The 26936-nt window shown below is 42.3% G+C and carries 27 protein-coding genes and 5 pseudogenes; 8 read left to right on the top strand and 24 right to left on the bottom strand.

Translation table 11 applies throughout. The features are described from left to right. Window positions 1-23: 23 nt before the first annotated feature. Window positions 24-1658, bottom strand: coding sequence for a transcription termination factor Rho (rho, locus tag ACQ86K_RS20165; RefSeq protein WP_091162306.1), 1635 nt, complete (start codon window positions 1656-1658; stop codon window positions 24-26). 435 nt (window positions 1659-2093) lie between these two features. Here rho and pyrF point away from each other — a divergent pair, with 435 nt between their 5' ends. Beyond that, window positions 2094-2852 (top strand): orotidine-5'-phosphate decarboxylase, encoded by a 759-nt coding sequence (gene pyrF / locus ACQ86K_RS20160; protein ID WP_431200899.1) that lies wholly within the window; start codon window positions 2094-2096, stop codon window positions 2850-2852. A gap of 119 nt (window positions 2853-2971) precedes the next feature. On the opposite strand, the gene dnaJ is transcribed toward pyrF, so the two are convergent. The 5 genes from dnaJ to ACQ86K_RS20135 form a co-directional block, all read right to left on the bottom strand. Then, a complete protein-coding gene (gene dnaJ / locus ACQ86K_RS20155) occupies window positions 2972-4135 on the bottom strand; it encodes a molecular chaperone DnaJ (protein WP_090526554.1) in 1164 nt (387 codons plus the stop codon). A 126-nt stretch (window positions 4136-4261) separates the two neighbouring features. Beyond that, window positions 4262-4876 (bottom strand): nucleotide exchange factor GrpE, encoded by a 615-nt coding sequence (locus ACQ86K_RS20150; protein ID WP_223266176.1) that lies wholly within the window; start codon window positions 4874-4876, stop codon window positions 4262-4264. Between the two features lie 306 nt (window positions 4877-5182). Further along, window positions 5183-5863, bottom strand: a complete 681-nt coding sequence (locus tag ACQ86K_RS20145; protein ID WP_091162312.1) for a cell division ATP-binding protein FtsE — start codon at window positions 5861-5863, stop codon at window positions 5183-5185. Between the two features lie 4 nt (window positions 5864-5867). Continuing rightward, window positions 5868-6071 (bottom strand): fructose-6-phosphate aldolase, encoded by a 204-nt coding sequence (locus ACQ86K_RS20140; protein WP_090526558.1) that lies wholly within the window; start codon window positions 6069-6071, stop codon window positions 5868-5870. Window positions 6072-6171: 100 nt separating this feature from the next. Continuing rightward, window positions 6172-7197, bottom strand: a complete 1026-nt coding sequence (locus ACQ86K_RS20135; RefSeq protein ID WP_091162314.1) for an acyl-CoA reductase — start codon at window positions 7195-7197, stop codon at window positions 6172-6174. 100 nt (window positions 7198-7297) lie between these two features. On the opposite strand from ACQ86K_RS20135, the pseudogene ACQ86K_RS20130 reads away from it, so the two are divergent. Further along, window positions 7298-7652: pseudogene (locus ACQ86K_RS20130) on the top strand (4Fe-4S dicluster domain-containing protein). A gap of 266 nt (window positions 7653-7918) precedes the next feature. After that, the gene (locus ACQ86K_RS20125; protein ID WP_431198625.1) at window positions 7919-8650 is read left to right on the top strand and encodes an NlpC/P60 family protein; all 732 of its coding nucleotides are present in this window, start codon (window positions 7919-7921) and stop codon (window positions 8648-8650) included. 122 nt (window positions 8651-8772) lie between these two features. Here the strand turns inward: ACQ86K_RS20125 and ACQ86K_RS20120 are convergent, their stop codons facing one another. The 14 genes and pseudogenes from ACQ86K_RS20120 to ACQ86K_RS20055 all read right to left on the bottom strand — a co-directional run bounded on the left by ACQ86K_RS20120 (window position 8773) and on the right by ACQ86K_RS20055 (window position 21096). Next, the gene (locus tag ACQ86K_RS20120) at window positions 8773-9684 is read right to left on the bottom strand and encodes a WD40 repeat domain-containing protein (protein WP_091162319.1); all 912 of its coding nucleotides are present in this window, start codon (window positions 9682-9684) and stop codon (window positions 8773-8775) included. Between the two features lie 94 nt (window positions 9685-9778). Further along, complete coding sequence (gene hisIE / locus ACQ86K_RS20115; RefSeq protein ID WP_091162321.1) at window positions 9779-10366, bottom strand: bifunctional phosphoribosyl-AMP cyclohydrolase/phosphoribosyl-ATP diphosphatase HisIE; 588 nt, start codon at window positions 10364-10366, stop codon at window positions 9779-9781. A 136-nt stretch (window positions 10367-10502) separates the two neighbouring features. Continuing rightward, window positions 10503-11294, bottom strand: a complete 792-nt coding sequence (gene hisF, locus ACQ86K_RS20110; RefSeq protein ID WP_431200898.1) for an imidazole glycerol phosphate synthase subunit HisF — start codon at window positions 11292-11294, stop codon at window positions 10503-10505. Next, window positions 11227-11640, bottom strand: coding sequence for an endonuclease domain-containing protein (locus tag ACQ86K_RS20105; protein ID WP_431198624.1), 414 nt, complete (start codon window positions 11638-11640; stop codon window positions 11227-11229). The genes hisF and ACQ86K_RS20105 overlap by 68 nt, the downstream gene beginning before the upstream one ends. Before the next feature lie 80 nt (window positions 11641-11720). Continuing rightward, a pseudogene (locus ACQ86K_RS20100) lies at window positions 11721-12471 on the bottom strand (HisA/HisF-related TIM barrel protein). 5 nt (window positions 12472-12476) lie between these two features. Continuing rightward, window positions 12477-13064 carry an imidazole glycerol phosphate synthase subunit HisH gene (gene hisH / locus ACQ86K_RS20095; RefSeq protein WP_431200897.1) on the bottom strand — a complete coding sequence of 196 codons (588 nt, stop codon included), beginning with the start codon at window positions 13062-13064 and terminating at the stop codon, window positions 12477-12479. Window positions 13065-13179: 115 nt separating this feature from the next. After that, on the bottom strand, window positions 13180-14319 hold the full coding sequence (gene hisB, locus ACQ86K_RS20090) for a bifunctional histidinol-phosphatase/imidazoleglycerol-phosphate dehydratase HisB (RefSeq protein ID WP_090526576.1): 1140 nt from the start codon (window positions 14317-14319) through the stop codon (window positions 13180-13182). 45 nt (window positions 14320-14364) lie between these two features. After that, window positions 14365-15411, bottom strand: coding sequence for a histidinol-phosphate transaminase (gene hisC, locus ACQ86K_RS20085; protein ID WP_091162330.1), 1047 nt, complete (start codon window positions 15409-15411; stop codon window positions 14365-14367). Between the two features lie 207 nt (window positions 15412-15618). After that, window positions 15619-16104, bottom strand: a complete 486-nt coding sequence (locus ACQ86K_RS20080; protein ID WP_431198623.1) for a hypothetical protein — start codon at window positions 16102-16104, stop codon at window positions 15619-15621. Window positions 16105-16106: 2 nt separating this feature from the next. After that, window positions 16107-17392, bottom strand: a pseudogene (gene hisD, locus ACQ86K_RS20075) (histidinol dehydrogenase). An 89-nt stretch (window positions 17393-17481) separates the two neighbouring features. Then, window positions 17482-18332 (bottom strand): annotated as a pseudogene (gene hisG, locus ACQ86K_RS20070) (ATP phosphoribosyltransferase). Between the two features lie 633 nt (window positions 18333-18965). Next, window positions 18966-20486, bottom strand: a complete 1521-nt coding sequence (locus ACQ86K_RS20065) for a hypothetical protein (RefSeq protein ID WP_091162335.1) — start codon at window positions 20484-20486, stop codon at window positions 18966-18968. 176 nt (window positions 20487-20662) lie between these two features. Then, window positions 20663-20827: pseudogene (locus tag ACQ86K_RS20060) on the bottom strand (HAD hydrolase-like protein); the annotation flags it as partial. Then, on the bottom strand, window positions 20806-21096 hold the full coding sequence (locus ACQ86K_RS20055; RefSeq protein ID WP_431200896.1) for a hypothetical protein: 291 nt from the start codon (window positions 21094-21096) through the stop codon (window positions 20806-20808). The pseudogene ACQ86K_RS20060 and the gene ACQ86K_RS20055, both read right to left, overlap by 22 nt. A 453-nt stretch (window positions 21097-21549) precedes the next feature. On the opposite strand from ACQ86K_RS20055, the gene ACQ86K_RS20050 reads away from it, so the two are divergent. After that, window positions 21550-21879, top strand: coding sequence for a YbjQ family protein (locus ACQ86K_RS20050; RefSeq protein WP_090526590.1), 330 nt, complete (start codon window positions 21550-21552; stop codon window positions 21877-21879). A gap of 69 nt (window positions 21880-21948) precedes the next feature. Here the strand turns inward: ACQ86K_RS20050 and ACQ86K_RS20045 are convergent, their stop codons facing one another. Both ACQ86K_RS20045 and ACQ86K_RS20040 read right to left on the bottom strand, forming a co-directional pair. Further along, window positions 21949-22146: a hypothetical protein gene (locus tag ACQ86K_RS20045; RefSeq protein WP_090526592.1), complete on the bottom strand. Its 198-nt coding sequence runs from the start codon at window positions 22144-22146 to the stop codon at window positions 21949-21951. Between the two features lie 46 nt (window positions 22147-22192). After that, on the bottom strand, window positions 22193-22678 hold the full coding sequence (locus ACQ86K_RS20040; protein ID WP_091162338.1) for a hypothetical protein: 486 nt from the start codon (window positions 22676-22678) through the stop codon (window positions 22193-22195). 224 nt (window positions 22679-22902) lie between these two features. On the opposite strand from ACQ86K_RS20040, the gene ACQ86K_RS20035 reads away from it, so the two are divergent. The 3 genes from ACQ86K_RS20035 (at window position 22903) to ACQ86K_RS20025 (ending at window position 24789) form a co-directional block, all read left to right on the top strand. Further along, window positions 22903-23847 carry a hydroxypyruvate isomerase family protein gene (locus ACQ86K_RS20035; RefSeq protein ID WP_091162340.1) on the top strand — a complete coding sequence of 315 codons (945 nt, stop codon included), beginning with the start codon at window positions 22903-22905 and terminating at the stop codon, window positions 23845-23847. Window positions 23848-23882: 35 nt separating this feature from the next. Beyond that, entirely contained in the window at window positions 23883-24434 is a 552-nt protein-coding gene (locus ACQ86K_RS20030) for a GNAT family N-acetyltransferase (RefSeq protein ID WP_091162342.1), read from the top strand. A gap of 139 nt (window positions 24435-24573) precedes the next feature. After that, window positions 24574-24789, top strand: a complete 216-nt coding sequence (locus tag ACQ86K_RS20025; protein ID WP_090526601.1) for a hypothetical protein — start codon at window positions 24574-24576, stop codon at window positions 24787-24789. 76 nt (window positions 24790-24865) lie between these two features. On the opposite strand, the gene ACQ86K_RS20020 is transcribed toward ACQ86K_RS20025, so the two are convergent. Beyond that, the gene (locus ACQ86K_RS20020; RefSeq protein ID WP_091162345.1) at window positions 24866-25525 is read right to left on the bottom strand and encodes a YdeI/OmpD-associated family protein; all 660 of its coding nucleotides are present in this window, start codon (window positions 25523-25525) and stop codon (window positions 24866-24868) included. Between the two features lie 101 nt (window positions 25526-25626). On the opposite strand from ACQ86K_RS20020, the gene ACQ86K_RS20015 reads away from it, so the two are divergent. After that, a complete protein-coding gene (locus tag ACQ86K_RS20015) occupies window positions 25627-26304 on the top strand; it encodes a GNAT family N-acetyltransferase (protein ID WP_091162347.1) in 678 nt (225 codons plus the stop codon). A gap of 81 nt (window positions 26305-26385) precedes the next feature. Here ACQ86K_RS20015 and ACQ86K_RS20010 read toward each other — a convergent pair whose 3' ends face one another. Next, window positions 26386-26916: an RNA methyltransferase gene (locus ACQ86K_RS20010; protein ID WP_091162906.1), complete on the bottom strand. Its 531-nt coding sequence runs from the start codon at window positions 26914-26916 to the stop codon at window positions 26386-26388. Window positions 26917-26936: the final 20 nt, after the last annotated feature.

Raw genomic sequence — 26936 nt, 5'->3', positions numbered from 1 at the left:
ATAACTTCATTATCGCTAAAATATTACGAATTCATCGAAATCAGAAATTCTTCGTTAGTTTTTGTGCCCCTAATTTGAGCTTGTAAAAACTCCATTGATTCCTGCGAATTCATATCAGCAAGGTGGTTGCGGAGAATCCAGATGCGCTGAAGCGTGTCACGGTCAAGCAGTAAGTCGTCGCGGCGGGTACTTGAAGCTGTAATGTCGATAGCCGGGAAAATACGCTTATTCGATAATTTACGATCCAGTTGTAACTCCATGTTACCGGTACCTTTAAATTCTTCAAAAATAACCTCGTCCATTTTTGAGCCGGTTTCGGTAAGCGCTGTAGCAATGATAGTTAATGAACCGCCATCCTCAATGTTGCGGGCGGCACCAAAAAATCGTTTAGGTTTGTGCAAAGCGTTAGCATCAACACCGCCTGATAATATCTTACCTGATGCGGGGGCGACAGTATTATAAGCGCGTGCCAAACGGGTGATAGAGTCAAGAAGGATCACTACGTCATGACCACACTCTACCATACGTTTTGATTTTTCAAGCACAATGTTAGCAATTTTTACGTGACGCTCGGCTGGCTCATCAAAGGTTGATGATACAACTTCGGCACGTACGCTACGGGCCATGTCTGTAACCTCTTCCGGACGTTCGTCTATCAGCAATATAATAAGGTATACTTCGGGGTGGTTTTTGGCGATAGCATTTGCCACATCCTTTAATAACATTGTTTTACCTGTTTTTGGTTGTGCCACGATCAAACCACGCTGACCTTTACCAATAGGCGAAAACAGGTCCATGATGCGGGTTGAATAGTTGTTCGGATCGGTGAAGAGGCTCAGTTTTTCGGAAGGGAACAAAGGTGTTAAGTGATCAAAAGGAACTCGGTCACGCACTTCGGCCGGGATCCGGCCGTTAATGGCCTCAACACGTACCAGCGGGAAGTATTTTTCACCTTCTTTCGGTGGACGGATGCTGCCCCTAACAGTGTCACCTGTTTTAAGGCCGAATAGTTTTATCTGTGATTGTGATACGTAAATATCATCAGGAGAAGTAAGGTAGTTATAATCAGATGAACGAAGGAAGCCATAACCATCAGGCATAATTTCCAAAACACCCTCATTTACAATAACATTATCAAAATCGAGATTGATTGGCGGTTCCTGCGCTTTTTGCTGGTTTTGGTTGTTGCTGTTAACCCTGCGCTCAAATTTTTGCGGGCGGGCTTCCGGAACAACTTCTTCTGTACGGGTAACTGTTTCACCGGCTTGCGGCGCTTCCGTTTCTGTGCTTACAGTAGGAATTTCAGTTTCCGGATCATCCTGTGACGGCTCATCATCCTGCGCATCAAAAAGATTGGTATCATCTAAAGGAACCTCTATACGCGGTTTTGATGAATCTTTGGTTTTTATAACACGGGTTCTTTTTCGGGGCTTTTCAATTGTTTCAGCAGGCGCTTCGCCTGGCGCGGGTGTAGGGGTATAGTTTGATTCAATTAGATCTTGTTGGGCCCTGGCGGCTTCAATAAGCTGTTGTTGTTCAATAATACGGGCAACAAGCTGAGCTTTACGTAGTTCGTCGGCCTCAGCAATACCTAAATTTCTGGCAATTTCGCGCAACTCAGAAACGAGTTTGTCGTTCAATTCAATTTTATCAGACATGATATGAATTATAGTTCAATGGGATTTTTTAATTGTAATTTGTTTTCAAACGGCAAAAATTTCTATGCAAGTGTTAAAGCTTGACCACATGTAAAAACATATGAGGCTATAATTGAAAGAAATTGATCTTGAAACCTTGTTTTAGTAAACATCCAAACCCATGCAAGTATTATGTAAAGTGATAATAAAAAGCGTGGTGATTTAAATTGTTTCTTTAGTGCAAGAAAAATTCAATGGAAAACGATGCAAGTGTAAACAATTATTCTTTAATTTCAAATTAATTAAATAAATATCACTTATATCAGAACACATAAGCCAAATTTTTAGTTTTTTTGACAATTAAAATATTATTCAGCCGCTGATGATGTCCCGCCAGGAGTTAATTGAACAAATCAAAAAAAGAAATCGTTTTTATGTGTTGGGCTTGATCCCGATATTAATAAGATCCCTGAGTTTTTAAAATCGTATCCCGATCCTATACTTGAATTTAACAAACGCATCATTGATGCTACGCAGGATCTCTGTATAGCTTATAAGCCTAATGCCGCTTTTTACGAAGCCTATGGTATAAAAGGATTACAAAGCTTAATTGATACCTATAAATACCTGCCCAAAGATTGTTTAAGCATCATTGACGCTAAACGGGGCGATATCGGCAATACATCAGACAAATACGCCAAAGCATTTTTTGACGAACAATCGGGCGGGATGAGCTTTGATGCTATTACCATTACGCCTTATATGGGTAACGATAGTGTTACACCATACCTGGCTTACGAAGGTAAATGGGTTATTATTTTAGCCCTAACATCATCCGTTGGCAGTAAGGATTTTCAATACCTGCAAACCGGCGATGGTTACTTATATGAAAATGTCATTAAAAAGGCTAACACCTGGGCCGGCGCCGACAGGATCATGTATGTAGTAGGCGCAACCAAAAGCACCGAGTTTACTAACATCCGTGCATATGCGCCCGATAATTTTTTATTAGTACCCGGAGTAGGGGCACAGGGCGGAAGCCTTGAAGAAGTTTGCAAATACGGCATCACTAAAGATTGCGGCCTTATCGTAAACTCGTCGCGTTCTATATTATATGCAAGTAATGGCGAAGATTTTGCCGACGCTGCCCGCGCAGAAGCGCTGAGTTTGCAGCAACAGATGCAGGCGGAGTTGGAAAAGGCGGGCATTTTATAAAGCAAGTCCGGCGTCTACGCTTCAACTTTCTTTAAACTAAAAAGCCCGAAGTCATAACAACTCCGGGCTTTGCATATACCTTTCAGCTTTCGCCTTTATCCTTTTACCTAAAGAAAATACTATTCAAAATATTCCTTCATCCGTTCAAAGAAACTTTTTTCGTTTTTACCGGGGTTGGGTTTAAAGTTAGGAGAACCCTGCAGTTTTTCCAGGATCTCACGTTCCTCGCGGCTTAACGCTTTTGGTGTCCAAATGTTAATATGCACCAGCTGATCGCCACGGTGATATGAATTTACTTCCGGTAAACCCTTACCTTTCAGGCGTAGTATTTTGCCCCCTTGTGTTCCGGGATCAATTTTTATTTTAGCTTTACCGTCAATGGTTGGTACTTCAATAGATGTGCCTAAAGTTGCATCAACAAAGTTTACATGCAGATCATAAATCACGTTATTGCCATCACGTTTTAATGTTTCGTGAGGTACCTCTTCAATCAGGATGATCAGGTCGCCGGGCACACCGCCGCGTGGAGCTGCATTACCTTTACCGCTCATGCTCAACTGCATACCTTCGCTAACACCTGCAGGCACCTGGATGGTGATCAATTCTTCACCGCGAACCACGCCGTCACCATGACAAACGTTACATTTTGACAGTATGGTTGAACCTTCGCCGTTGCAGGTAGGGCAGGTGCTGGTAGTTTGCATCTGACCCAAAATGGTATTGGTTACTCTACGTACCGCTCCTGAACCACCGCAGGTTTTGCAAGTTTGGAACGATGATTTGTCTTTAGCCCCGCTGCCATCGCAGGTTTTACAGATGATCTGTTTATTTACTTTGATCTTCTTTTCGGCGCCGTTGGCAATTTCCTCAAGGGTTAAGCGTACTTTGATACGCAGGTTGCTGCCGCGGGCTACACGCCTGCCGCCGCCACCGCTTTGACGGCCGCCGCCAAAGAAACCTTCAAACGGACTGCCACCACCAAAAATATCGCCAAACTGGCTAAATATGTCGTCCATATTCATACCACCGCCACCATAACCACCACCATTTGGCGATGAAGCGTTGGCTGCGTGACCAAACTGATCATAACGCTGACGTTTTTCGGGGGTGCTTAGTACCTCATAAGCTTCGGCAGCTTCCTTAAACTTTTCTTCCGCTTCCTTATCGCCCTGGTTTTTATCAGGGTGATATTTAATAGCCATTTTACGATATGCTTTTTTTATGTCATCAGCACTTGCGCCTTTCGCAACCCCAAGCACATCGTAATAATCTCTTTTAGCCATAATTTTAAAAATTTCGGATTCCGAAATTCAGATTTCGGATTTATAATTATTTAATATTGTGTAAGATCAGGATAGACTATCACATCCGGATAAATCCGAAATTGAAAGTCTCAAATCCGAAATCAGTTACGCTCCTACAACCACTTTAGCAAAGCGGATCACTTTGTCGTTCAGGGTATAACCTTTTTCCATTTCGTCCATTACCTTGCCTTTAAGGTCATCAGTAGGTGCCGGAATATTGGTGATAGCTTCATGCAGGTCGGCATCAAAGGCATTGCCTATTGATGTCATTTCTTTCAGGCCTTTTTGGCCAAGTATATTTTTTAGCTTGTTTTGGATCAAAGTAACGCCCTCTTTAACCGGGGTCACTTCGGTAGCCTTATCCATGGCGCGTTGCGCGCGTTCAAAGTCGTCAAGTACAGGTAGTAAAGCCACAATTACATCTTTACCTTCAGTTTTGCGGGCTTCCTCGCGTTCTTTAATGGTACGCCTTCTAAAGTTATCAAATTCGGCATATAAACGCAAGTACTTGTCATTAGCCTGTGCCAGCTCGTCTTTCAACTTTTCTTCGGCAGTTGGGGCAGCGGCAGTTCCCTGTTGGGTTTCTGTGGCTGTAGCTTCTGCTACCGGGGCTTGTTCCTGCCCTTCATCATGTAATTGCTCGTTGTTCACTTCGTTTATATTTTCAGTATTATCCGTATTTTCTTTCTTCTTTTTCTTCAACATATCGTTAAATTTCATAGCGAGTAGTGCAATCAAGTATCTTGCCACAACTGTAAAGCAGTCAAGCTGTCAGTAGCATGAAATGATTTTAAGAAAGGGTGACAGACGAGACCGCTGATTTGACACCCTGGTGTTTTGATTACGCCGATTGCGTTGATTTTTATGCGGGACTACACAAATTAATTTTTTGATTACGCCGATTTTGCCTGAACCAGAGATTTTATAATGAAGCAATTAAATTAGTTGTCCAGTAAATTCTAAAAAATCTTTAATTCGAGTTCAGATAAAATCGGCGAAATCAACGTAATCATCGATGGTCAGCGGTCATATCTCCACATCTTCCAGAACCTTACCGTTCTCGCATTTGATAATACGTGATGGAAAAGCACGGATAATGTGATAATCGTGCGTGGCTACCAGTACGGCAGTGCCCGATTGGCTGATTTGTTTGAGCAGGAGTACAATTTCTTCAGATGTTTCGGGGTCGAGGTTGCCTGTAGGTTCATCGGCCAGGATTATTTCCGGGTCATTAAGCAAGGCGCGTGCTATAACCACACGCTGCTGCTCACCGCCTGAAAGTTCGTGAGGCATTTTCTTTAATTTTGACCGCAGGCCAACTTTTTCAAGTACATCAAGAGCTTTATCTGAAATCAGCTTTTTATCGTTCCAACCGGTGGCGCGCATTACAAAGTTGAGATTTTGCTCAATGGTACGATCGGTAAGTAATTGGAAATCCTGGAAAACTATACCCAGTTTACGACGCAGATAGGGAATGTCGCGGCTGGGCAGCTTGCTTAATTCATAACCACAGGCATGACCGGTACCTGCTTTAATCCCCAAATCGCCATAAATTACTTTCAGCAGGCTGCTTTTCCCTGATCCTGTCTGACCTATCAGCCAAACAAAATCACCTTTATCAACATGTAAATTTACGTTTGAAAGTACCAGGTGCGCCTGTTGAAAAATATCAACGTTGTTTAGTTTTATTATAGAATTTCCAATCATTGTTTTATAACTCTAATTTTAAGATCTGCCCAAACGGCAGATCTTTGATAATATTCATGATCTCGTCGGCCTTGTCGCCTAATCCAACCTTATCAAGCGATTTATCCGGTCTGTCAACCCTGAAATAAGCCAACAGCGTAAACTTATCATCACGCAGTTGTACATAATCAGGTATTTTGGCAACACCTTTAACTTTTATGATATACATTTTTTTAAGGTTAAAGCTGAAAGGCAAAAGGTGTAGTTCAAGTACAATAGGGTAGTAACCTTTCGCCTTTTACCTTACTTCCCAAAGGTATTTATTTTATTTAAAGACTTGACAAAAATTCCATCGTATCCACGCCGTCGGCATAATCCCATAGTTTGGGTTGCTGGCTTTGTCCAAAACCTACTACCTGGCTTGTAACCTGCAGCGGTAGTTTGCTTACTATACACTGGATATTTTCGGCATTCTGATCGATGATATTTTCGGCCTCTGCTATGCCATGATAATAGTTAAAAAACAATACTGACAGCGGAGATGTCAGCCTGTCATCTTCTTTAACCATCAAAAAACCATTATCAAAATGTTTATCACCGTTAACCAGGTAAATGGATTTGTTATAATCGTAATTATTGTTGTATTTATGATGATTGATAATGGCTTTATGATCTTCTATCGATTCGAAAAAGAAAGTAAAGTCATACCCCTCCGGTACCAGTATTTTGGATACGTTACGACAGCCAAGGCCGTAATAATCTAAAATATCATGTCCAAGGCTAAATAAGTCTGTAGCGCTTTCCTTGCCGCTTAAAACGGCAATACTGTTACGGTTTTTACGAATGATGTTAGGAACTTTGCCAAAGTAATAATCAAAATAACGCGAGCTGTTGTTGCTGCCTGTGGCTATGATGGCGTCAAAACCTTCCAGCCTGTCAACAAAGTTAAAGCTGCCGGCAAAAGCAGGATCAATAGCTACCAGTTTTTCCAAAACAGCTTTGATGAGTCGTGCATCCTGTGATGAGGCTTTGATAAGCGCCTTGTTGCCGGAAGCAATAACACAAAGCACGTCATGAAATCCTACCAGCGGGATGTTTCCTGCCAGTATAAGCCCTACGTTTTTTGCAGGTTTGCCTGTTTCAAGCACATATTTCGAAAGCCATGTAGTTAGATCTTCCACGTTAAGCATGGCGCCTATGGCTGTAACCGCTTCTGAAACACTTGCCGGTGTAAACCAGGCATTATGATATTGTTCGTTTTCAATGAGTGCGCTTAATGCCGCATCGGGGGCCAGGAGTTGCCTGCCTAACTCCGAAAATGAATTTATTGAGTTTTTTGGATTAATTTTTGACATATATATGTTAAGGGATTAAACCCTTAAAGCCTTTTTTGTTATATTTGTGCGCTTGTAATTTGCAGGCAAAGTTAATTGAGATTATTAGATATTTAGAAATATGGCGATTAAAATCACCGACGAGATGCATAAACTGCGGGGCCTGCGAACCGGAATGCCCTAATAATGCTATTTATGATGCAGGAGCGGCCTGGCGTTTCAGCGATGGGACTGGCCTTAGAGGGATAATTGATTTTGGCGATGGTAATACCCTGAATGCCGAAGAAACACAAGCTGCATTATCTGACGATATTTATTATATAGTACCCGATAAGTGTACCGAATGTGTGGGTTTCCATGATGAACCTCAGTGTGCTGCGGTTTGCCCTGTAGATTGTTGTGTTGATGATGAAGATATCCGTGAAAGCGAAGAAGAGCTGCTTGCCAAAAAAGAGTGGCTGCATATGAACGAATAGGATTTTATTTTAAGGATATTAAAAGGGATATGCAATGCATGTCCCTTTTTAGTTAGCGACGATTCGGCGAGTGATAAATTAAATATTAAGGATTGCCAGAAGATTTCTGTTGGGCTAAATATTTTAAAAATATTTTGTATTATCGTATAGCTTTTACCTCCAAAAGTTACTGATACCAATTATTAAATAATATCATATTAAAATGTTAACCGCGTGTAGATTGAAAACTACGCGCCAGATTTTTGTTTATTTGACATTACAGAACTATGGAGTACGGGATATGTAATCTTGCTGTAATCCCGCTCAGGGCCGAGCCCAGTGAGCGGAGCGAGCAGGTATCGCAATTACTATTTGGCGAAGTGTTTGAAATTACTGAGTGGCAAAACAACTGGGTTAAGATCATTGCCGAGGCGGATGGGTATATCGGGTGGATAGGCCGCTTGCAATTTGCTATGCTTGGTCATATAGCTTATAAAAATATCAGGAACCATCCCTCAAAGCTCACTTACCAGCCGGTTACGCAGGCATGGAAAATGAGCGACAATAGTGTTGTTTATTTGCCGGCGGGCAGCTCGCTTGCTTTTTTAGAAGGGACCTCATGCCGCATTGGTCATGAACGTTTTGAAATAATTGGTAAAATTGGTGAGCCTGAAGATATTGCTGCTACCGCTAAAGCATTTCTGAACTCTCCTTACTTGTGGGGCGGGCGAACGCATTTTGGTATTGATTGCTCGGGCTTTACGCAAATGGTTTACAAACTTAAAGGCCTCAGAATTAAGCGGGATGCAAGCATGCAGGTGAAAGAAGGTACCAAGGTTGATTCGATAAAGGAAGCACGGTTAGGTGATCTGGCTTTTTTTGATAATCCCGAAGGCAGGGTAACTCATGTGGGTATTATACTTAATAATGAGCACATCATTCATGCATCGGGCAAGGTTAAAATTGATACCATTAACGAAGATGGTATATACTCGCGGGAGCAAAAAACATACCCATAACCTGTGCAGTATAAGGCGTTTTTTTAATTAGCTTCATGCCTTATTTATCCAAAAATGGTAAAGGCATACGGAGGGAAGGTAGTTTAATTTGGTAAGATAAGTTTCCTGAAAAAAGAAGGATGTCAACTAAATTTAATCTCCCATGAAATGATCTTTTTATCGTCACTTACCGAAAGGAGCTGGTCGGACGTTCCCCAGGCTAATTTGTTGATAGATAGCACATGGCCTGGATAGCCTTTTTCCCTGCTGATATTTTTGTAGAGTTTAAAATCGTCCGATCCCCAAATCTTGATACTTTTATCCATGCTGGCGGTAGCAAAATAGGGTAGGGTGGGATGGAATGCAATATGGTTCACCGCAAATAAATGGGCCGGAACATTTTTTATTTCATGATAACTGCTGCTATCCCAAATCTTTACCTGTGCATCTCTTGAGCCGGAAGCAATGTAACTCCCATCGGGACTGTAGACAAGCGCAAAAACAGCCATAGTATGGCCGTGAAGAGCTTTAATAATAGTATAATCTTCCAGGTCGTAAATGGCGATGTGATTATCCCGGCAACCGAATGCCACCTGTTTTTGATCCGGCGAAACGGCAATACAACGAACGGTGTCCCTGGATACTGTTATGCTGTGCACCATTTCAAGCGTTTTAAGGTTCCATACAGATACGGTGCCATCTTCCGATGCTATTAATAACTCATCTTTTTTAACTGATGATTTGATATCGAAGATAGCCTTGCGGTGGTGCCTTAAAGGTTTTAGCAATTTTTGCTGAATAAAATCAAACACCAGAACTTCGCCGCTGCGTAAACCCGCAAACATAAGTGGATATCCCTCCGGGCAATGAATAGCATAAATAGATGCATTAACCGGGAACATCACTTTAATAAAAGTGAAATCATTCAGGCCCCACTCAACCAATCCTTTATCATTTCCGCCCGTAAACAATATGCCCGGCTTTTGCGATAACTCAAGCGTGAATATCGGGTTGGCATGGCCTGTGAGCTCGGCTGTTTTTTGAATGGTGATCATTTTAGTTCATAGTTGATGGTTCATAGATCATAGCAAAATTAACATGTTAGGCAATTTTAGCCATGAACCATGATCTATGAACCATGAACAAATATTACTTATGCCTTGATTCTAAATTTTTAGCGATAGTTTCCAGTGTTAAACCTTTTTCGCGAAGCAGAACCAATAGATGGAAAACCAGGTCTGATGATTCATTGATCAGGTCGGTTTCTGTTTCGGCAAGGGCGGCGATAACAGTTTCAACTCCTTCTTCACCAACTTTCTGGGCTATTTTGTTAAGGCCTTTGTTGCGAAGTTTATTTACATATGATCCTTCAACCGGGTTAGTATACCTGTCGGCAATGATATTTTCCAGCTCCAGGATAAAATTTTGATTAAATTCGGTGTTGAAGCAGCTGCGTGAGCCTGTATGACAGGTTGGGCCGTCGGCTTTCACTTTGATCAGCAGCGTATCATTATCGCAATCAATGCTGATGCTTTTTACATGCAGGAAGTTGCTGCTGGTTTCGCCCTTAGTCCATAAACGGTTTTTTGTACGAGAATAAAAAGTAACGATATTTTCCTGAACGGTTTTATCATAAGCTTCCTGGTTCATGTAACCCAGCATCAGTACTTCTAAAGTTTGCTCGTCCTGTATGATTACGGGGACAAGTCCACCGGTTTTTTCAAAATCTATATTCATTCTTTTCTTTTAATTCCCTCCCTGGGGAGGGGTGTATTGGGAATGTGCAATGGCAGGGAGGGGTTTTACATCTGTTGCTGAAACCCCTCTTTACACCCTCCCAAGGGAGGGAATCGCGCAAGGCCGCCGCTTTATCTCAAATCCTAACTTCTATTTTATTACCCTGTAACTTCCGCTTTAAATCGGGTATCAATATCTCACCATAATGAAACACTGAAGCCGCCAGTGCTGCATCCACATTGGTTTTTTCAAATACATCAACAAAGTGTTCAACCTTGCCTGCACCGCCCGAAGCTATCACCGGGATGTGCACGGCATCATTAACAGTTTTCAGTAAACCATTATCAAAGCCGCTTTTGGTGCCGTCATGATCCATAGAAGTGAGCAGGATTTCGCCTGCGCCACGGCTTTCAGCCTCCAGGATCCACTCCAGTGTTTGGCGCTCGGTTGGCAGTCTTCCGCCATTGAGGTGTACTATATTTTTATCACCAATGCTACGGGTATCAACAGCAATCACCACAAACTGTACACCGAAGGCATTAGCAAGTTCATCTATCAGCTTAGGATTACGTACCGCGGCCGAATTGATGGAGATTTTATCGGCTCCGGCATTGAGCAGTGCATCGGCATCCGCAATTTCATTAATACCTCCTCCAATAGTGAAAGGGATATTGATCTGCTTGGCAACAGCTTTTACCAGCTCCACCATAGTTTTACGGCGCTCAACGGTAGCTGTGATATCCAGAAATACCAACTCGTCGGCTCCCTGGTTCGAGTAATTCCAGGCCAGCTCTACCGGGTCGCCGGCATCGCGCAAGTCAACAAAGTTTACACCTTTTACCGTACGACCGTCTTTAACGTCAAGACAGGGGATGATTCGCTTGGCTAACCCCCCGCCCCCTAAAGGGGGTGCCTTTGATTTGCATATTTATTTGCTCCAAAACCTTATTTAAGTTATTGAAAACTTCATTGTTCGACAATCTTAATACCCTCAAACCTTGACCTTCAAGAAAAGTCTGCTTGTCGATATCGTTTTTAATTACGTCAGGAAGGCTATGAATCCTTCCGTCTAATTCAATCACAAGTTTATGTTTGTGACAATAAAAATCAGCAACGTAACTCCCCAGCGGATGTTGTTTCCTGAATTTTATATCTGAAAAGGTAACATTCAACTGACTCCATAAAAATGTTTCGGCCGGTGTCATGTTATACCTGAGTGCCTTGGCGTTAGCAAATATTTCGGGGTTAGCGCCCAGAAATAACTTCTTTTTCATACCCGGCTTTTCAAAAACATTTAAATTATACTTGATAAATAATCCACCTGCTAAGCAGCACCCCCTTCAGGGGGCGGGGGTTATATCGATATCAATGCGTCCAAATTCCAGTGTTTCACGTTTTCAATGGTGATATGGCCCTCGTATATGGCTTTGCCAACTACTACCGACTCAACTTTTAAGCGGTTAAGTTTTTCGATATCGCTCATGGAGCTAACGCCGCCTGAGGCGATCAGTTTAATGAATGGAGAATGATCAAGCAGTTTTTCGTATAGCTCAATACCTGCACCTCCTAATTTACCATCTTTGTTAATATCGGTACAAAGGAAACGGAAGAAACCTAAAGCCAGGCATTTATCAACGTAATCCATCAGTTTGATGGGGGAGCTTTCCATCCAGCCTGAGTATTTGATTACCTCGTCAAGTACGTCGATGGCTACTACCACCTGGTCGGAGCATTTGTCTTTGCCGCAGATCTCTTTGCTCAGATCTGGTAAAAAATCAGGGTTGGTAAGTGCCTGCGTGCCAACAATAACGCGGTGAACGCCTGCATCTATCAGCTCTTTTACCTTATCGATGCTGCGGATACCTCCGCCGTACTGCACTTTCATGTCGGTTTTGCGGATCACATCAAACAGGTACTGCTGATTGCTGAAATCATTTTTTGCGCCATTAAGGTCGATAATGTGGATGAAGTTGGTGCCGTTGCTCTGGTAGCGTTCAATCATTTCTTCAAGGGTAACATCGTATTCGGTCACCTGTTTGTAGTCGCCTTCACGAAGACAGAACAACCTTCTTGTTCAAAATGTCAATGGCAGGAATAATGTACATATCCTTTATATTTTTGAGAAATTAGTTAACAATGTTTCGCCAACCACACCCGACTTTTCGGGGTGAAATTGAACGCCATAAAAATTATCAAGCCAAATTGATGCCGAAAATTCATTTCCGTAATCAGAAGCTAATAAAGTGTATGCTTTATCATACTCAATAAAGTATGAATGTACAAAGTAAAAATGTGAACCTGACGGTATATTTTCAAATAGCGGGTTTTCTTTTTCGGGATAAACCCTGTTCCATCCCGTGTGCGGCACTTTATGATCGGCGCTATCTTTAAACCTTAAAGTTTTAACCGGTATGATATCCAACAGGTTAGAGTCGCCCTCTTCAGAGTAAGAGGTAAGCAATTGCATACCTACACAAATACCGAGGGTGGGCTTTTTTAACGCTTTGATGGAAGGTACAAGCCCGGTAGCTTTAAGCTTATTCATGGCTGCGCCCGCATGTCCGACACCGGGGATGATATAGCGGTCGTACTTGTCAAAATCCTCCTCGCTGTTTATAAAGCCATAGGGGATACCTAAGCGCTCTAAAGCGGCAGTTAGGGAAAATATGTTTCCGGCTCCGTATAGGATGATGCCGATACCCCCCGCCCCCTGAAGGGGGTGCCTCTGCGAGGCTTTTATCGGTTCCCGATGTATTGTTTTGATCTGGTGTTTCCATTTTGATTAGTTACTCCCCCTTTAGGAGGCTGGGGAGTTACAAAAGCCCTTTAGTGCTTGGTAAAACCATCTTATCTACATCACGTTTTACAGCCACTTTTATTGCCTTGGCAAAGGCTTTAAATATAGCTTCAATTTTGTGATGTTCGTTTTGTCCTTCTGCTTTTATATTCAGGTTGCTTTTTGAGGCATCGCTGAATGATTTGAAGAAGTGGTAGAACATTTCGGTAGGCACATCGCCTACTTTTTCGCGTTTAAAATCGGCTTCCCAAACAAGCCAGTTACGGCCGCCGAAATCAATAGCAGCTTGTGCAAGGCAATCGTCCATTGGCAAACAGAAACCGTAACGTTCAATTCCCATTTTGTTGCCCAAAGCAGCGGCAAATACTTCGCCTAAAGCAATGCCGGTATCTTCAATGGTATGATGCTCGTCGATATGCAGATCTCCTTTGGCTGTAATTTCCAGGTCAATACTACCATGACGGGCAATCTGATCCAGCATGTGGTCAAAAAAATGCAAACCGGTTGATATTTTGGCATCGCCCTTACCATCAAGGTTTATTTTGATATAGATATCGGTTTCCTTAGTGGCACGGCGATGTTCAAATACCCGCTGACCAAGTTTCAGAAACTCATAGATCTTTTGCCAGTCGGTAGTTTCAAGGGCGATAACGTCATCAATATGATCTGCTTCGCTAAACTCGTTGCCGCCAAGGTTGCTGTTGTTGTTAAGCCAGATAGCTTTTGCACCCAGGTTTTTTGCCAGCAGCACATCGTTTTTACGATCGCCGATGGTAAACGAATTTTTCAGGTCGTATTTATCCGCATCTAAGTATTGCGTTAACAGTGCAGTGCCCGGCTTACGGGTGGGGGCATTATCACGCGCAAAAGTACGGTCAATGATCTGGTTAGCAAATTTTACGCCTTCACCTTCAAAGGTTTGCAGGATGAAATTGTGGACAGGCCAAAATGTATCTTCAGGATAAACAGAAGTTCCTAAACCGTCCTGGTTGGTAACCATTACCAGTTCAAAATCAAGTTCTTTGGCTATTTTGGGCAGATAGGTTAACGCGCCCGGATAAAACTCCAACTTGGAAAATGAATCAATTTGCTCATCAGCAGGCTCTTTGATCAGGGTGCCGTCGCGGTCGACAAATAATATTTTCTGTAAACTCATTCTTTATAATTAGTGAATTAGCGAATTATTGAGTTAGTGATTTTTTTATTTAAAGTTTTGAAGCGCTTCGAGTAAAATAGTGTTCTCATCTGGTGTGCCTACAGTGATGCGCAGACAGCCCTCGCAAAGCTCAACTTTTGAACGGTTGCGCACTATAATGCCCTGTTTTACCAGGTAGTCGTAAATACCGTTAGCATTGGTGGTTTTTACAAGGATAAAGTTGGCATCTGAAGGGTAAATATCTACCACAAACTCAAAATCTTTCAGTTGTAAAACCAACCTGTCGCGTTGTGTAAGGGTTTCTTTAATCCATTCATTAACCTGACCAACGTTTGCCAGGGCAGCCAATGCCAGCTGTTGTGAGGACTCGTTAACGTTATAAGGCGGCTTTACTTTGTTCATCACCTCAATGATTTCCTCGCTGGCGAAAGCCATACCAACACGTAAACCGGCCAGGCCCCAGGCTTTGGAAAGGGTTTGCATTACCACAAGGTTGGCACATTCGGTCAATTCCTGTATAAATGACTTTTGACGGCTGAAGTTGATGTAAGCCTCATCAACCACTACAATTCCGCTGAAGTTGGCCAGCAGGGTTTGAATATCATCGCGGTTGATAGAATTGCCAGTCGGGTTGTTGGGCGAGCAGATAAAGATGAGCTTGGTGTTTTTGTCGATAGCTTCGGCAATTCCCTCTAAATTTAGCTGATAATCTTCCGTAAGGTTTACTTTGCGGGCCTGGATATCGTTGATATTGGCCGATACCTCGTACATGCCATAAGTAGGCGGCACCAATATCACATTGTCAACACCTGGGTTACAAAAGCTGCGGAACAGGATATCGATAGCTTCATCACTGCCGTTGCCTACAAAAATATTGCGCGGCGGTACGCCTTTAATTTCGGTAATGCGTTTTTTTAAATTGTACTGTAAAGGATCAGGGTAGCGGTTAAACTGCTGATCTAAAGGAGAGCCAAAAGCATTTTCGTTGGCATCCAGGAAAACGCTTGCTTCACCCTGGTATTCATCGCGTGCCGATGAATAGGGTACAAGACGTTTTATATTTTCTCTGAGTATATTATTTATGTCGAACATTTTAATTGTAAGGCTTAAAATCCTTTGTGAATTTTCTTAATTTTTTATTCTCTCCGTCAAAATAGATGGTGTCATTTTTTAAATATGGCGCTGAAAAATAGTTGGCATCATCTGTTTCGATATAATCATCAACCAAATAATAATTCGTGGTTTTCTTGGTAACCGGATCATATTTAGCAGCCGATATACTGTTATTACCTGTTGTATCTATTTTTTTATTTGCCAGAAATAAATGTTGCCGTTTATTACAGATGGTGAAGAAAAATAGTCATTAAAGTCAGTTATAAACGCTGACAGATTTTGTTTTTTACCATTTACGACCATTATATAACTGCCCAAAGACCCACTGATTGATTTTTGAGATTTCTGTGTTTTCGAAGTATCATCTTCTCCCGACCCTGTACCTGTTATTGTTAGATACAAATAGTTATCGTTGCCAATTTTCTCAATTCCGTAATATTTGTCAATAGTATCGGCAAGCTTTCCGTTTCTTGTTACAACGGCATAGCTGCCTCCCATAACAGTTGCATCAAAAATACCTGTGTCAATTACAATGTAGTCTTTATTAAGCTGATAAGGCTTAAACGAGGTAGTGGTATCTCGTTTAACTGTATCAGATATTAATTGTTTATGATTACCGTTGTGACAAGCAGTGAGTGCAAACAAACTCAAAAGGTATGCAAGCTTTTTCATGATCAACTATTGTTTCTGACACTCACAGCATTCCTGTGTGCATGTAAACCCTCCAATTCGGCCAAAACTTCAACTGTTGGACCGATGTTTTGGATCCCTTCGCGAGTGATATGCTGAAACGTGATCTTTTTCACAAACGAATCAACTGACACACCCGAATAAGCCCTTGCATAACTGCTGGTTGGCAGGGTATGGTTGGTTCCTGATGCATAGTCACCTGCGCTTTCTGGTGTTAAGTTTCCTAAAAATACTGAACCCGCATTGATGATGTCTCCGGTGATCTGTTCCCAACTGTCGGTTGCCAGGATCAGGTGCTCAGGAGCATATTGATTGCTGAAACTCATTGCTTCGTTCAGGTTATCAGTGATCACCACATATGAATTATCGATGGCCATTTTGGCTATCTCCCCACGGGGCAATACAGGCAGTTGTTTTTCAACTTCGGCAATGGCTTTTTCGGCAACATCAACGGAGGTACAAACCAATACAGCCTGGCTGTCGATGCCATGCTCGGCCTGGGCCAGCAGATCGGCTGCAATGTATGCCGGAATAGCCGTTTCATCTGCAATAACCAATACTTCCGACGGGCCCGCAGGCATATCAATTGCCGTTGTGGTGGTTGACTGGATAATGGTTTTAGCTTTGGTTACAAACTGGTTGCCGGGCCCGAAGATCTTATCTACCTTAGGGATGCTTGCAGTTCCGTAAGCCATTGCCGCCACAGCCTGCGAACCACCTGCCAGGTAGATCTTATCGATCCCCAGCATCAGCGCTACATAAGCTATAAAGGCATTTACCCTACCGTTTTTTGCGGGGGTGAGCAAACTACTATTTCATGGCAACCGGCAATACATGCCGGGATTCCCAGCATCAAAAACGTACTTGGCAATACAGCAGAGCCACCGGGGATATACAAGCCTACTTTTTCAATCGGCCTTAATTCGCGCCAGCAGGTTACGCCGGGCATGGTTTCAACTTTGTCCTCGGTTTTTAGCTGCGTTTGGTGAAACTTGTAAATGTTGTTATACGCTGTTTCCAACGCTGCTTTCTGATCGGCAGATATGGCTTTGGCAATTTCTTCCAGTTCGGCTCTATCGAGGTAAAGCTTGTTCAGCTCCACCTTGTCAAACTTTAAAGCATAATCAAGCAGGGCCTTGTCGCCATGCTGCTGCACGTTGGCAATCACATCTTCAACAATAGTCCTGATCTCATTGGCCGGGTCAACATTACGCTGAACCAGCTTCTGGATATCGGATGCAGTAAGTTCTGAATAATTGTATGTCTTCATTCCAGTTTGCAGTTATCAGTTTGCAGTTTGCAGTTTGCAACAATCAGCAATTTACCATAGTGCAAACTGCCAACAGCCACTGCCAACTACTATAAAATGATCTTCTCAATAGGCATTACTACAATGCCTTGCGCGCCGGCCTGTTTAAGCTGGCTTATACGGTTCCAAAAATCACGTTCGGGAATTACGGTGTGTACTGCTACCCAGCCATCTTCGGCCAATGGTACTACCGACGGGCTTTTTACGCCCGGCAATAAAGCAATAACGGCATCGAGGTTTTTTTCTCAACGTTAAGTACCACGTATTTAGTTTCTTTAGCGCGTAAAACTGATTGAATACGCTGGATCAGTTCCTGCACAAGGTCGCTTTCGGCAATGGCCTTGCTGCCTATCAGTACCGCTTCAGATGACATTACATCGGCAAAAGGTTTCAGTCCGTTGCTTTTAAGGGTACCGCCTGTTGATACCAAATCGCAAATGGCGTCGCTAAGACCTAAGCCTGGTGATATTTCAACCGAACCGGAAATGGTGCGGATATCTGAAGTAATATTTTGTTGTTTTAAAAACTTGCCTAAAATGGCAGGGTAGGTGGTAGCAATTGCTTTGCCGTGTAAATCGGCCAGTGAGTTGATATCGCTGTTGTTGGGCACTGCTATCTTGAGCGAGCATTTACCAAAACCAAGGCGCTGCAGATAGCTTACTTCAACTTCGGTTTCCTGGATCACATTTTCGCCTACGATACCTAAATCGGCAATACCATCCTGCACATATTCAGGGATATCATCATCACGGAGGAAAAGGATCTCTAAAGGGAAATTGGATACCGGAGAGATAAGCGAGCTTTTGTAGTTTTCAAAGTTTAAGCCGCAATTTTTTAATAATTCAACAGATTTTTCGTTGAGCCTACCCGATTTTTGGATAGCTATTTTAAGTGTTTTCAAAAGATTGAATTTAAGAGACTATGATAAAAAAGAATATAAACGGAGGTTGTTATTTCGCGTAGAAACATACATATTAGCTGATCACCACATGGTGGTGATGCAGATGAAGATGATGTAGTGCGATACCGTTCATTTTTTATATAGTAAAACTATAGATTAGCGGTGCAAATATAGACAGATGTTTTTTAAATCAAAATTTAATGTAAAAAAGTATACGGGTGCGTGAAATTTTCAAGAAGTTTTATGTCCGATTGAACGAGCTTTTAGAATTTAATTTTGTTAACCTTTGCCGTTGTTGGTGACAACAGCAACCGCAGATTGCAATGAGAGGGGGTTAACAGGGTTAAGATAAATTTGAATATTCGAAATTAAGTTACTAGCTGTCAATTACTTGATTTAGATAGGGGGTTACGGCAAAAGATTTGTTAAAATATTAAACTTGTGGTCAGCTTGTCATCACTTTTGCCGTTGTTGGTGTTGTCACCTACAACTTTTACGCTATGCATAGCGGCCTTATAGGTTCATAAAAAGATACGGGAACAAGTTGTTGGTGACAACACCAACAATGGCGGGAGCGTGTCATCACCAATAACGGTGGGAATGGAATTCATGGTAATCCTAAAATCCTATAAATCATGGTTCAGACTTATATTCATAAATCGCCCCTTCTTCGCCAAAATCCTTGATCTTTTTAAGGTTTTTAACTTTTTGAATATCCTTCAGGTTGATCAGTTCAGGGTTCTCCAATACATTAAACCAAATAAGATAATAATGTTTCACCTTATAAAACTTATCGATATCCTTAGTAAAGAAACGGTGCGGCACCAGGTATGATGACATGCCCGAGAAAAAGTAAACGGCTTCATGCGCGTCGGTATAGATTTTGACGCCGGGTTTAAACAGGCTGTGGTCTGTACCCCTTAAATAGGCTGCAAATTCCGAATCTATCCAGCTTTCGTCGGTATAGCCGGGGTTACCGTATTCGTCGGCTACCTGGTCGTTGTACCGGGCTTTATCTATCAAAAATTCGCTGGTGATAAAACCCAGCATCAGCATAATCATTACAGCACCGATAATGCGCCGGGTAGTGGTATTGTTTATTTTTTTCAGCAGGAGCAAAGCCCAACTGGTATATCCCCATAAAGCCGAAATGTACAATGGCGATAACAGGCGGTGATTGATCCGTTCATACCTTGAGAAAGTAGATGAGAGCACAATAAAAGCCCCGTAAACCAATGCGAAAGTAATGGCCAAATTTTCAAAGCTATCCAGCTTGCGGCGATAATAATTAAATGCCAGGGCAGCGATAAAGCCCAGGAAAATAATAATAGCTATAGGTGTAGCAGCCCAGTATTGATTGGGAGTGAGACCCATCCAGTCGCACATTACGGTGCCGAAGTAATACAGGTTTTTGCTAAACGGAGTGATAGATGGCTCCCGCGGACCGGTTGTTGTACCTGTCACAAAAGCATTGAATACGAGGTTACTTACCAATAGCGAGATACAAATTAGCCCGTAAACAATGATATGGGTAATCTTCTTTTTAAGGGGCAATACCCTGTCCAATAGCAAAAGTAAACCGCCTGTACCTACAATGGTAACTGCCGCATACCTGGTTATGCAACTTATTGCTGCTATAACGGCTGCCACTATAAGTGCTTTAAGCGTGTGTTTTAAAAGGTATTCGCGGAAAGCAACCAAAAAAAACAGGATCTCAAGAATGAACAAGGTCTCCGACCATAAGTATGAATATACCTGTAACAACGGTGGACTGAGGATAATTGCCGCCAGCATCAGCCATTTATAAATTCTTGAGGCAGGTACAAAGTGTTCCATGATCCAGCCGCTGGTGAAAATGAGTGTGGCGAACATGATGCCATTCAACATTGCGCCAAACTTAACAGGATCTATCTGGGTGATAACTGAAATTATACCAAGATAAATAGGATAGAAAACCGGAAAGTCAACAATAGGTACATGGTTAAACGTTAGCAGGGTACCGTGGTCTTTAAAGCTCCTGGCCGCGCTGGTATACATGATACTATCCGGAGAAACTCCTACACCGCTATACCTGAAAAACAAGCTTAATATAAACCAGCCGATTAAGGCGGCTATTACAGCATCAAGGTTTTTTAAGTAGCGGCTTTTTTGCATAGGATAATATAAATATTTGTAAAAAGCGGGAGAGAAGAAAATGTTTTAGGGAAAGGGCTTTATTTTTATGTCATTGCGAGGAGGAACGACGAGAGCAATCTCGTAGCCAAGCAGATCGGAAATGCATTGGCTACGAGATTGCCGCGCTACGCTCGCAATGACATATGTTTTTGCTTTTACAGTATCAGATCCAGCACCGTACTGATCGGCTGGTCGCTGTCAATCAGGATGCCTTTTACCCCGGCAGCAGTTCCCGCTTCAACATCGCGTTCACGGTCGCCTATAAAGTAAGATTTTGACGGATCAATGTTATATTTAGCTATGCCTTGCAGCAGGAGCCCCGGTTTTGGTTTGCGGCAATCGCAGTCGCCGGTAAAGTTGGGGTGATGCGGGCAGTAAAAAAGTCGGTAAGTTCAACGCCGTGTTCATGATAAACCTGTTTCAGGTGAGCGTGCATTTTTGCCAGTTCCTCTTCGGTATACCAGCCTTTGGCCAAACCACCCTGGTTGGTAGCAACAAGCAGCATATAGCCGCGATCCTGCAGGGTTTTAAGGGCATCAAAGTTATCAAGTACATGGAAATCCTCAAAACGGCGAACGTAATCACCCATTTCCTGGTTTAACACACCATCACGATCTAAAAAAACAGCTTTAATTTTATCAGGCATCTATTTTAATTTTTTGGCGAAGGTACGTTTTTTAGTCCATAGTCGATGGTCTATAGACCATGGTTTATAGTTCATAGATCATGGTTGGTGGTTTAAGGAGCATGGGTAGTTTGCTTCGATTACTTAAATTGAAAACGGAGTTTGCGTTGGTTAATAGCGGATACCGGCTATGTTTCTGACCTGGATTAAACGGATTTTAGGATTTGCTCTTAATTCAGATATCATTAGCGATTGTATATGCAAAGAAACTAATCTCTAACCTCCAGCCACTAATCTCTGATCACAACCATTGATCTCAAAAAATAAAAACAGATATTTACGTAATATCGTTAACCATACTACATCTAAATAAAAATCAGGCCGGTTAAATTGCTGGCTAACAAACTTAAACTAAAAATGGATACATCACTTATTACTACCAGTACAGCCTTAGATGGCTACAGGGTTACCAGGCATTTAGGCGTTGTACGCGGCATTACGGTGCGCAGCCGCAGCGCCTTGGGCAATATTGCCGGCGGTTTTCAATCGCTGTTTGGCGGCAGGCTTTCAATTTATGTTGAACTGTGCGAAAACGCACGCGAAGAGGCTTACCAGCTTTTAATTCAGCACGCGCAGGCTATTGGTGCCAATGCCATTATTAACATGCGTTATGATGCCAACGAAGTAATGCAGGGCGTTACAGAAGTGCTTGCTTACGGTACCGCTGTCGTGGTTGAAAAGGTTTAATAAAAAAGGAAAAACCACCCTGGTATGATTTTAGGGTGGTTTTTCTGTTTTATAGAGTACTGCTTTACTTTATTTAAAATATGAAAGTGGGATGGTTTTCCACATGCCGTGGGCAAGGTGGCCTATCAACAGCTCATATATCAGGTAAACAGGCCAAAATATGTAATGGATAATAAGTAAAATAACACTGTGATTGTAATACCAGCTTATCATTAAACTATATAATCCTAAAACAAGATATAGTATACTGGTTTCGCGCTTTTCCATTTTCTTGACCTTTTATTTTTTAGCTAATTTATAAATTGCGTTTAAATTAACGGCAATTTTTCATGCTGTAAATTATTGTATAATCAGCTGTGCTGTTGGTTTGTTGCTTGCCGGTTTTGGGATCGTACCTGTAAGGCTTTTGGGCAAGCTGGTTACCCCTTAGCTGAAACTCTACGCTCAGCGTATCCGTGCGGCCTTCCTGCCCGTAAGTCCATAAGGCTTTAATAACATTGCCGTTTAAATTGCCCATCAGGCTGCCTTTGCGGGCATCTTTTTCTTTGGGCAGCCAGTCCATATCGCCGGTAACTTTATTGCCGTTAATATGCAGGTTAACTTTTGTAGTATCCTGGCTGGCGGTACCTTCAGTAGTATAAAAGCAATACTCCATATTTACAGCCGGCGCGTCGGGTGCATTAGCCATGGCAGTGTCTTCCTTTTTTATTGCCGTGTCGGCATCATTTGTTGAATGATTGCCCGAGCAAGAGGCAACCGTTATTGTGATAAGGGAAACAAAGCCTAATTGAAATTTCATAACTGTGGTTAATTTTTTTGTTATGACAATTAAAATACTAAAAGGTTCAATCACTCCGGGCTACCGCCACGAAATAGTTACAATGTAACGACTATATACTATTACGGGCCGGCAAGTTTAAGGGGTTGCATAATCCGATTAATTGTGATAGTAAAAAGCCTTGTGCTGTTTAATTAACTGTCACAATGACTATATTTAGCCAGTAAACCAACCCAAAAAACCTCATGAAACGCAGAAACTTTGTTCAAAGCTCGGTACTGGCCGGGGCTTCACTTTTTACCACAGGTGTTTTAAAAGCCTCCGCGCTTACCGGTTGCGCTCAACCTACAGGAGAAGTAGCTGCTGTAGTCGGCGATAAACCTTTTAATCTTAACTATGGTATTCATGACGGCATGTTTAAAAGCCATGCAGGCGATGATTTTATCGACCAGATAAAATTTGCTTACGATAAAGGTTTCCGCGCTATTGAGGATAACGGCATGAGCGGCCGACCGGTTGAGCAGCAAAAAAAGATAGGTGATACGCTGGCGAAGCTGGGCATGGCAATGGGCGTTTTTGTGCAGCCAGGCTTGGGCAACGATAGTAACATGCTGGCAACAGGCAATGCCGACCAGGTTGAAAAGTTCATCGCCTCCTGTAAGCAGGCGGTTGAGGTAGCCAAACGCATAGGCAGCAAACTGGTTACTGTAGTCCCCGGCGATTTTGCGCGGAAACTCCCTATCGGCGTGCAAACAGGCAATGTTATTGAAGCCGTAAAAAAGGGAGCTGCTATACTGGAGCCGCACGGCGTTATTATGGTTTTGGAGCCGCTAAGTGATAATCCAGATCTGTTCCTGCGTACACCCGACCAGGCTTATGCCATCTGTAAGGCTGTGGGAAGTCCGTCATGTAAGATCCTGTATGATATGTATCACGTTCAACGTAACCAGGGTAATATTATCCCGACACTTGATTTGGTTTACGATGAGATAGGCTATTACCAGATAGGAGATAACCCCGGCCGTAAAGAACCGGGAACCGGCGAGGTTAATTATAAAAACATATTCAAACACATTTATAATAAAGGCTATAAAGGCGTAATGGGTATGGAGCATGGCACAGCCGGAACAGGAAAAGAAGGTGAGCTTGCATTAATTAAAGCGTATCGCGAAGCGGACAGTTTTATTTAAAATGCCGCTATTGCAGCCGGTTATTAACATTATTTATGCTTAGTCCCAACTTTAATCCGTTTCCTGTTTTGGTAACTGAGCGCCTTATATTAAGGCGTTTTACCCGTGATGACGCTGCCGATTTGTTTGAAATGAGATCGAACGAAACCGTGATGCAGTACATTCATCGGCCAATCAACAAAACCATTGATGATGCCATTTCGCTGATAGACGTGATAGAAGACCTGCTTGGCAAAAACGATGGTATTACCTGGTGTATCTGCCTGAAAAACAATAATAAATATATTGGGAGCATAGGTTTTTGGCGGATAGAGAAAGACAGTCACCGTGCCGAGATCGGGTACCTTTTAAACCCGGTATACCAGGGGCAGGGGCTCATGCAGGAGGCAATAACCGCCGCTATCGACTATGGTTTTAATGTGATGAAACTGCATTCTATAGGAGCTTATGTAAGTCCGGCGAATTTCGCATCAATTAAATTATTGCTCAAAAACAATTTTGTGCAGGAGGCTTATTTTAAGGAAGATCATTTGTATAACGGTCGTTTTGAGGATACGATGGTTTATTCGTTATTAACACAAACTTAAATCTGTTAACAAATTATTTATCCCAGCTATTTTTAATTAAAAAAAATGATGCATGTTTACGCATAGAAACCAATTATACCTGTGCTGAAAACAATTCAGTTTAAATGGGGTTAACATTAAAAAACAAAAGAAACTTATCATGGCAACAGAAAAAGGAAGTGGCATCACCGCTTATTCAGTGAAAACAAAAACTAAAAATGTACCGATGATCAATCCCGTTATCGACGTAAAATCGGGCAGGTACATTGCAACAGGAACTGACAGTGAAGGTAACAAAATGGCTGCCATCATGGGCAAAGCAACTGCCGAAGAGCATATCAAAAATGGTAATGCTAAAAAAGGCTCTGGCTGGTAAATAAAACTAAACATAAAAATGCCCTGTATTTGTTGAAAATGCAGGGCGCTTTTGTTTAGTAACCATTTGAAACTTTCTATTTATCCGAAGGATTCTTCTTTTTATTCTGCAGCATTTCCACCATTTTAGTTAAGCGGTCCTGGCGGGTTTTTTCCTGTTTGGCTGTAAGGATCCAAAGTACATACTCCTTTTTATGGCTGTAAGCCAGCGATTGAAAGTAGTCAAGCGTTGCCGGATGTTGCTCCAATGTTTCTTTTAAGTAATCAGGGAGGGTTACTATTTTATTATCCACGTCAATATAATCGCCGTACTCATTATTTCGTACAGCCTCATTTCGTCCTTCAGAAACTTTTACAGATTCAACCGGCCGAAAGCGTAATGCAGTCCATACTTCGTTAACAGCAGCTGATGCTACAGGCCGTAAGCCGTACAGAGCCGGGGCGTCCCAACTGCTCATCATTTCCAGATCTGTTTGGATACTTGAACTTTTCTTAGGGTAGATAATCCAGAAAACAGTATCGTCTTTAAGTAAGGGGGTGATTACCTTAAGTTCGGATGTCAGTTCTGTACTGTTGGTCACAAATAGCTGGATACCGTTAAATTCGCCTTCGGTGTTAAATACAAGGCTGGCATTATCCGGCAGGGGAGACAAGCTATCCTGGTAACCTGCGGGCGCATTTTGCAACAACCAGCGTGAATTTGGTTTGATCAGCAGTTTTTTAGCAAGGGCATTCATTGTAAACGTTTTATAATGGATAAAGCTAATGTAAGCAATAAATTAAAATTGAATGACAAGCCCAAACCCTGCTGCATGGTATTTTTAATAGCTTTGCCTTGATGGAACATGTACTTGATAACCCGGCCTGGAACGCCCTTAGCACCGGTAATAAAGCTTTTGCGGGCGGTAATAATATAGTTAAATATTTCCCGAAGAAGGTTTCGCCTTTTGTTGCTATTCCTGAAATATCTGCTGAAAATTTTAACCTGCTTTACGATATAATTCCTTTTGAGAGCCATTTTATCTTTATTGCCCCGCACGATATTGTGATCCCGGAGCAGTGGAAAATAGTACATTACCTGAAATGCCTGCAGATGGTTTTTGAGGGAGAAGTACCTGCTAATTTTGCTGATGAAGATTTGCTACCGCTTACAGCTCAACATGTGCCCCAGATGCTTGAACTTACCCAATTGACCAATCCTGGTCCCTTTATAGAGCGAACTATTGAGTTTGGACATTATCACGGCATATTTGATGGCGATAAGTTGGTTGCTATGGCCGGTCAGCGTTTAAACCCTGCACCTTATGCCGAGATTAGCGCTGTTTGTACACATCCCGATTATCTGGGGCGTGGTTATGCCGGAAAGTTGTTGTTAAATCAAGCTAAACGCATTAAAACTGCTTCTGAAATTCCATTTCTACATGTGAAAAGTGAAAATGAAAGGGCTATTAAAGTGTATGAAAAGCTCGGTTTTGTAACGAGGAAGGAAATGTCGTTTTATGTGCTGAGGAAGTAACCCCCTCTAAATCTCCCCCGAGGGGGAGACTTTAAGAAGCATTTTTAAGCCCTCTCCTTTGGAGAGGGTTTGGGTGAGGTTCTATATCGCCATTTTGGCAAAAAAATCCCAGAGCACTATCCCTGCCGATACTACAATATTAAACGAATGCTTGGTGCCAAACTGGGGGATTTCGATACAGGCGTCAATCGCTTGCATTACTTCGTCGCTTACGCCGTTTACCTCGTTGCCAAAAATCAGGGCATATTTGCCATCTTCGGCAGGTTTAAACTCGTGAAGCATGGTGCTGTTTTCGGCTTGTTCAATGGCTATGATTTGGTAGCCATCGTTACGTAATTGTTCAACAGCCTGCAAAGGAGTTTCGTAATAAGTCCAGTTTACTGATTGGGTTGCGCCAAGGGCTGTTTTTTCAATTTCGCGGTGAGGGGGCTGGGCTGTAATACCACAAAGGCAGATTTGTTCAACTGCAAAACCATCGGAGGTGCGGAAAATAGAGCCGATGTTGTGCATACTCCGCACATTATCCAGCACTACTGCTACCGGCAATTTATCCTGTGCTTTAAATTCATCAACCGTAGCCCGGTTCAGCTCGTCCAATTTTAATTTGCGCATACTCTTTAGTTCATGGTTCA

The sequence above is a fragment of the Mucilaginibacter sp. P19 genome, assembly GCF_050632265.1.
GTDB classification, from domain to species: Bacteria; Bacteroidota; Bacteroidia; order Sphingobacteriales; family Sphingobacteriaceae; genus Mucilaginibacter; species Mucilaginibacter gossypii.
Note: the sequence above shows the minus strand (reverse complement) of the source record. Positions and strands in the feature narration are given on the sequence as shown.

Coding starts and splice junctions, on each gene's coding strand:
- hisB (WP_090526576.1), bottom strand. CDS start 14,319: ATGAGTTTACAGAAAATATTATTTGTCGACCGCGACGGCACCCTGATC.
- ACQ86K_RS20035 (WP_091162340.1), top strand. CDS start 22,903: ATGAAACGCAGAAACTTTGTTCAAAGCTCGGTACTGGCCGGGGCTTCA.
- ACQ86K_RS20025 (WP_090526601.1), top strand. CDS start 24,574: ATGGCAACAGAAAAAGGAAGTGGCATCACCGCTTATTCAGTGAAAACA.
- dnaJ (WP_090526554.1), bottom strand. CDS start 4,135: ATGGCTAAAAGAGATTATTACGATGTGCTTGGGGTTGCGAAAGGCGCA.
- ACQ86K_RS20120 (WP_091162319.1), bottom strand. CDS start 9,684: ATGATCACCATTCAAAAAACAGCCGAGCTCACAGGCCATGCCAACCCG.
- ACQ86K_RS20125 (WP_431198625.1), top strand. CDS start 7,919: ATGGAGTACGGGATATGTAATCTTGCTGTAATCCCGCTCAGGGCCGAG.
- ACQ86K_RS20145 (WP_091162312.1), bottom strand. CDS start 5,863: ATGATTGGAAATTCTATAATAAAACTAAACAACGTTGATATTTTTCAA.
- ACQ86K_RS20045 (WP_090526592.1), bottom strand. CDS start 22,146: ATGGAAAAGCGCGAAACCAGTATACTATATCTTGTTTTAGGATTATAT.
- ACQ86K_RS20150 (WP_223266176.1), bottom strand. CDS start 4,876: ATGAAATTTAACGATATGTTGAAGAAAAAGAAGAAAGAAAATACGGAT.
- ACQ86K_RS20015 (WP_091162347.1), top strand. CDS start 25,627: ATGGAACATGTACTTGATAACCCGGCCTGGAACGCCCTTAGCACCGGT.
- ACQ86K_RS20105 (WP_431198624.1), bottom strand. CDS start 11,640: ATGAAAAAGAAGTTATTTCTGGGCGCTAACCCCGAAATATTTGCTAAC.
- ACQ86K_RS20020 (WP_091162345.1), bottom strand. CDS start 25,525: ATGAATGCCCTTGCTAAAAAACTGCTGATCAAACCAAATTCACGCTGG.
- hisIE (WP_091162321.1), bottom strand. CDS start 10,366: ATGAATATAGATTTTGAAAAAACCGGTGGACTTGTCCCCGTAATCATA.
- ACQ86K_RS20135 (WP_091162314.1), bottom strand. CDS start 7,197: ATGTCAAAAATTAATCCAAAAAACTCAATAAATTCATTTTCGGAGTTA.
- ACQ86K_RS20030 (WP_091162342.1), top strand. CDS start 23,883: ATGCTTAGTCCCAACTTTAATCCGTTTCCTGTTTTGGTAACTGAGCGC.
- ACQ86K_RS20140 (WP_090526558.1), bottom strand. CDS start 6,071: ATGTATATCATAAAAGTTAAAGGTGTTGCCAAAATACCTGATTATGTA.
- rho (WP_091162306.1), bottom strand. CDS start 1,658: ATGTCTGATAAAATTGAATTGAACGACAAACTCGTTTCTGAGTTGCGC.
- hisC (WP_091162330.1), bottom strand. CDS start 15,411: ATGTTCGACATAAATAATATACTCAGAGAAAATATAAAACGTCTTGTA.
- ACQ86K_RS20080 (WP_431198623.1), bottom strand. CDS start 16,104: ATGAAAAAGCTTGCATACCTTTTGAGTTTGTTTGCACTCACTGCTTGT.
- ACQ86K_RS20055 (WP_431200896.1), bottom strand. CDS start 21,096: ATGGGTGATTACGTTCGCCGTTTTGAGGATTTCCATGTACTTGATAAC.
- ACQ86K_RS20050 (WP_090526590.1), top strand. CDS start 21,550: ATGGATACATCACTTATTACTACCAGTACAGCCTTAGATGGCTACAGG.
- ACQ86K_RS20010 (WP_091162906.1), bottom strand. CDS start 26,916: ATGCGCAAATTAAAATTGGACGAGCTGAACCGGGCTACGGTTGATGAA.
- ACQ86K_RS20040 (WP_091162338.1), bottom strand. CDS start 22,678: ATGAAATTTCAATTAGGCTTTGTTTCCCTTATCACAATAACGGTTGCC.
- ACQ86K_RS20065 (WP_091162335.1), bottom strand. CDS start 20,486: ATGCAAAAAAGCCGCTACTTAAAAAACCTTGATGCTGTAATAGCCGCC.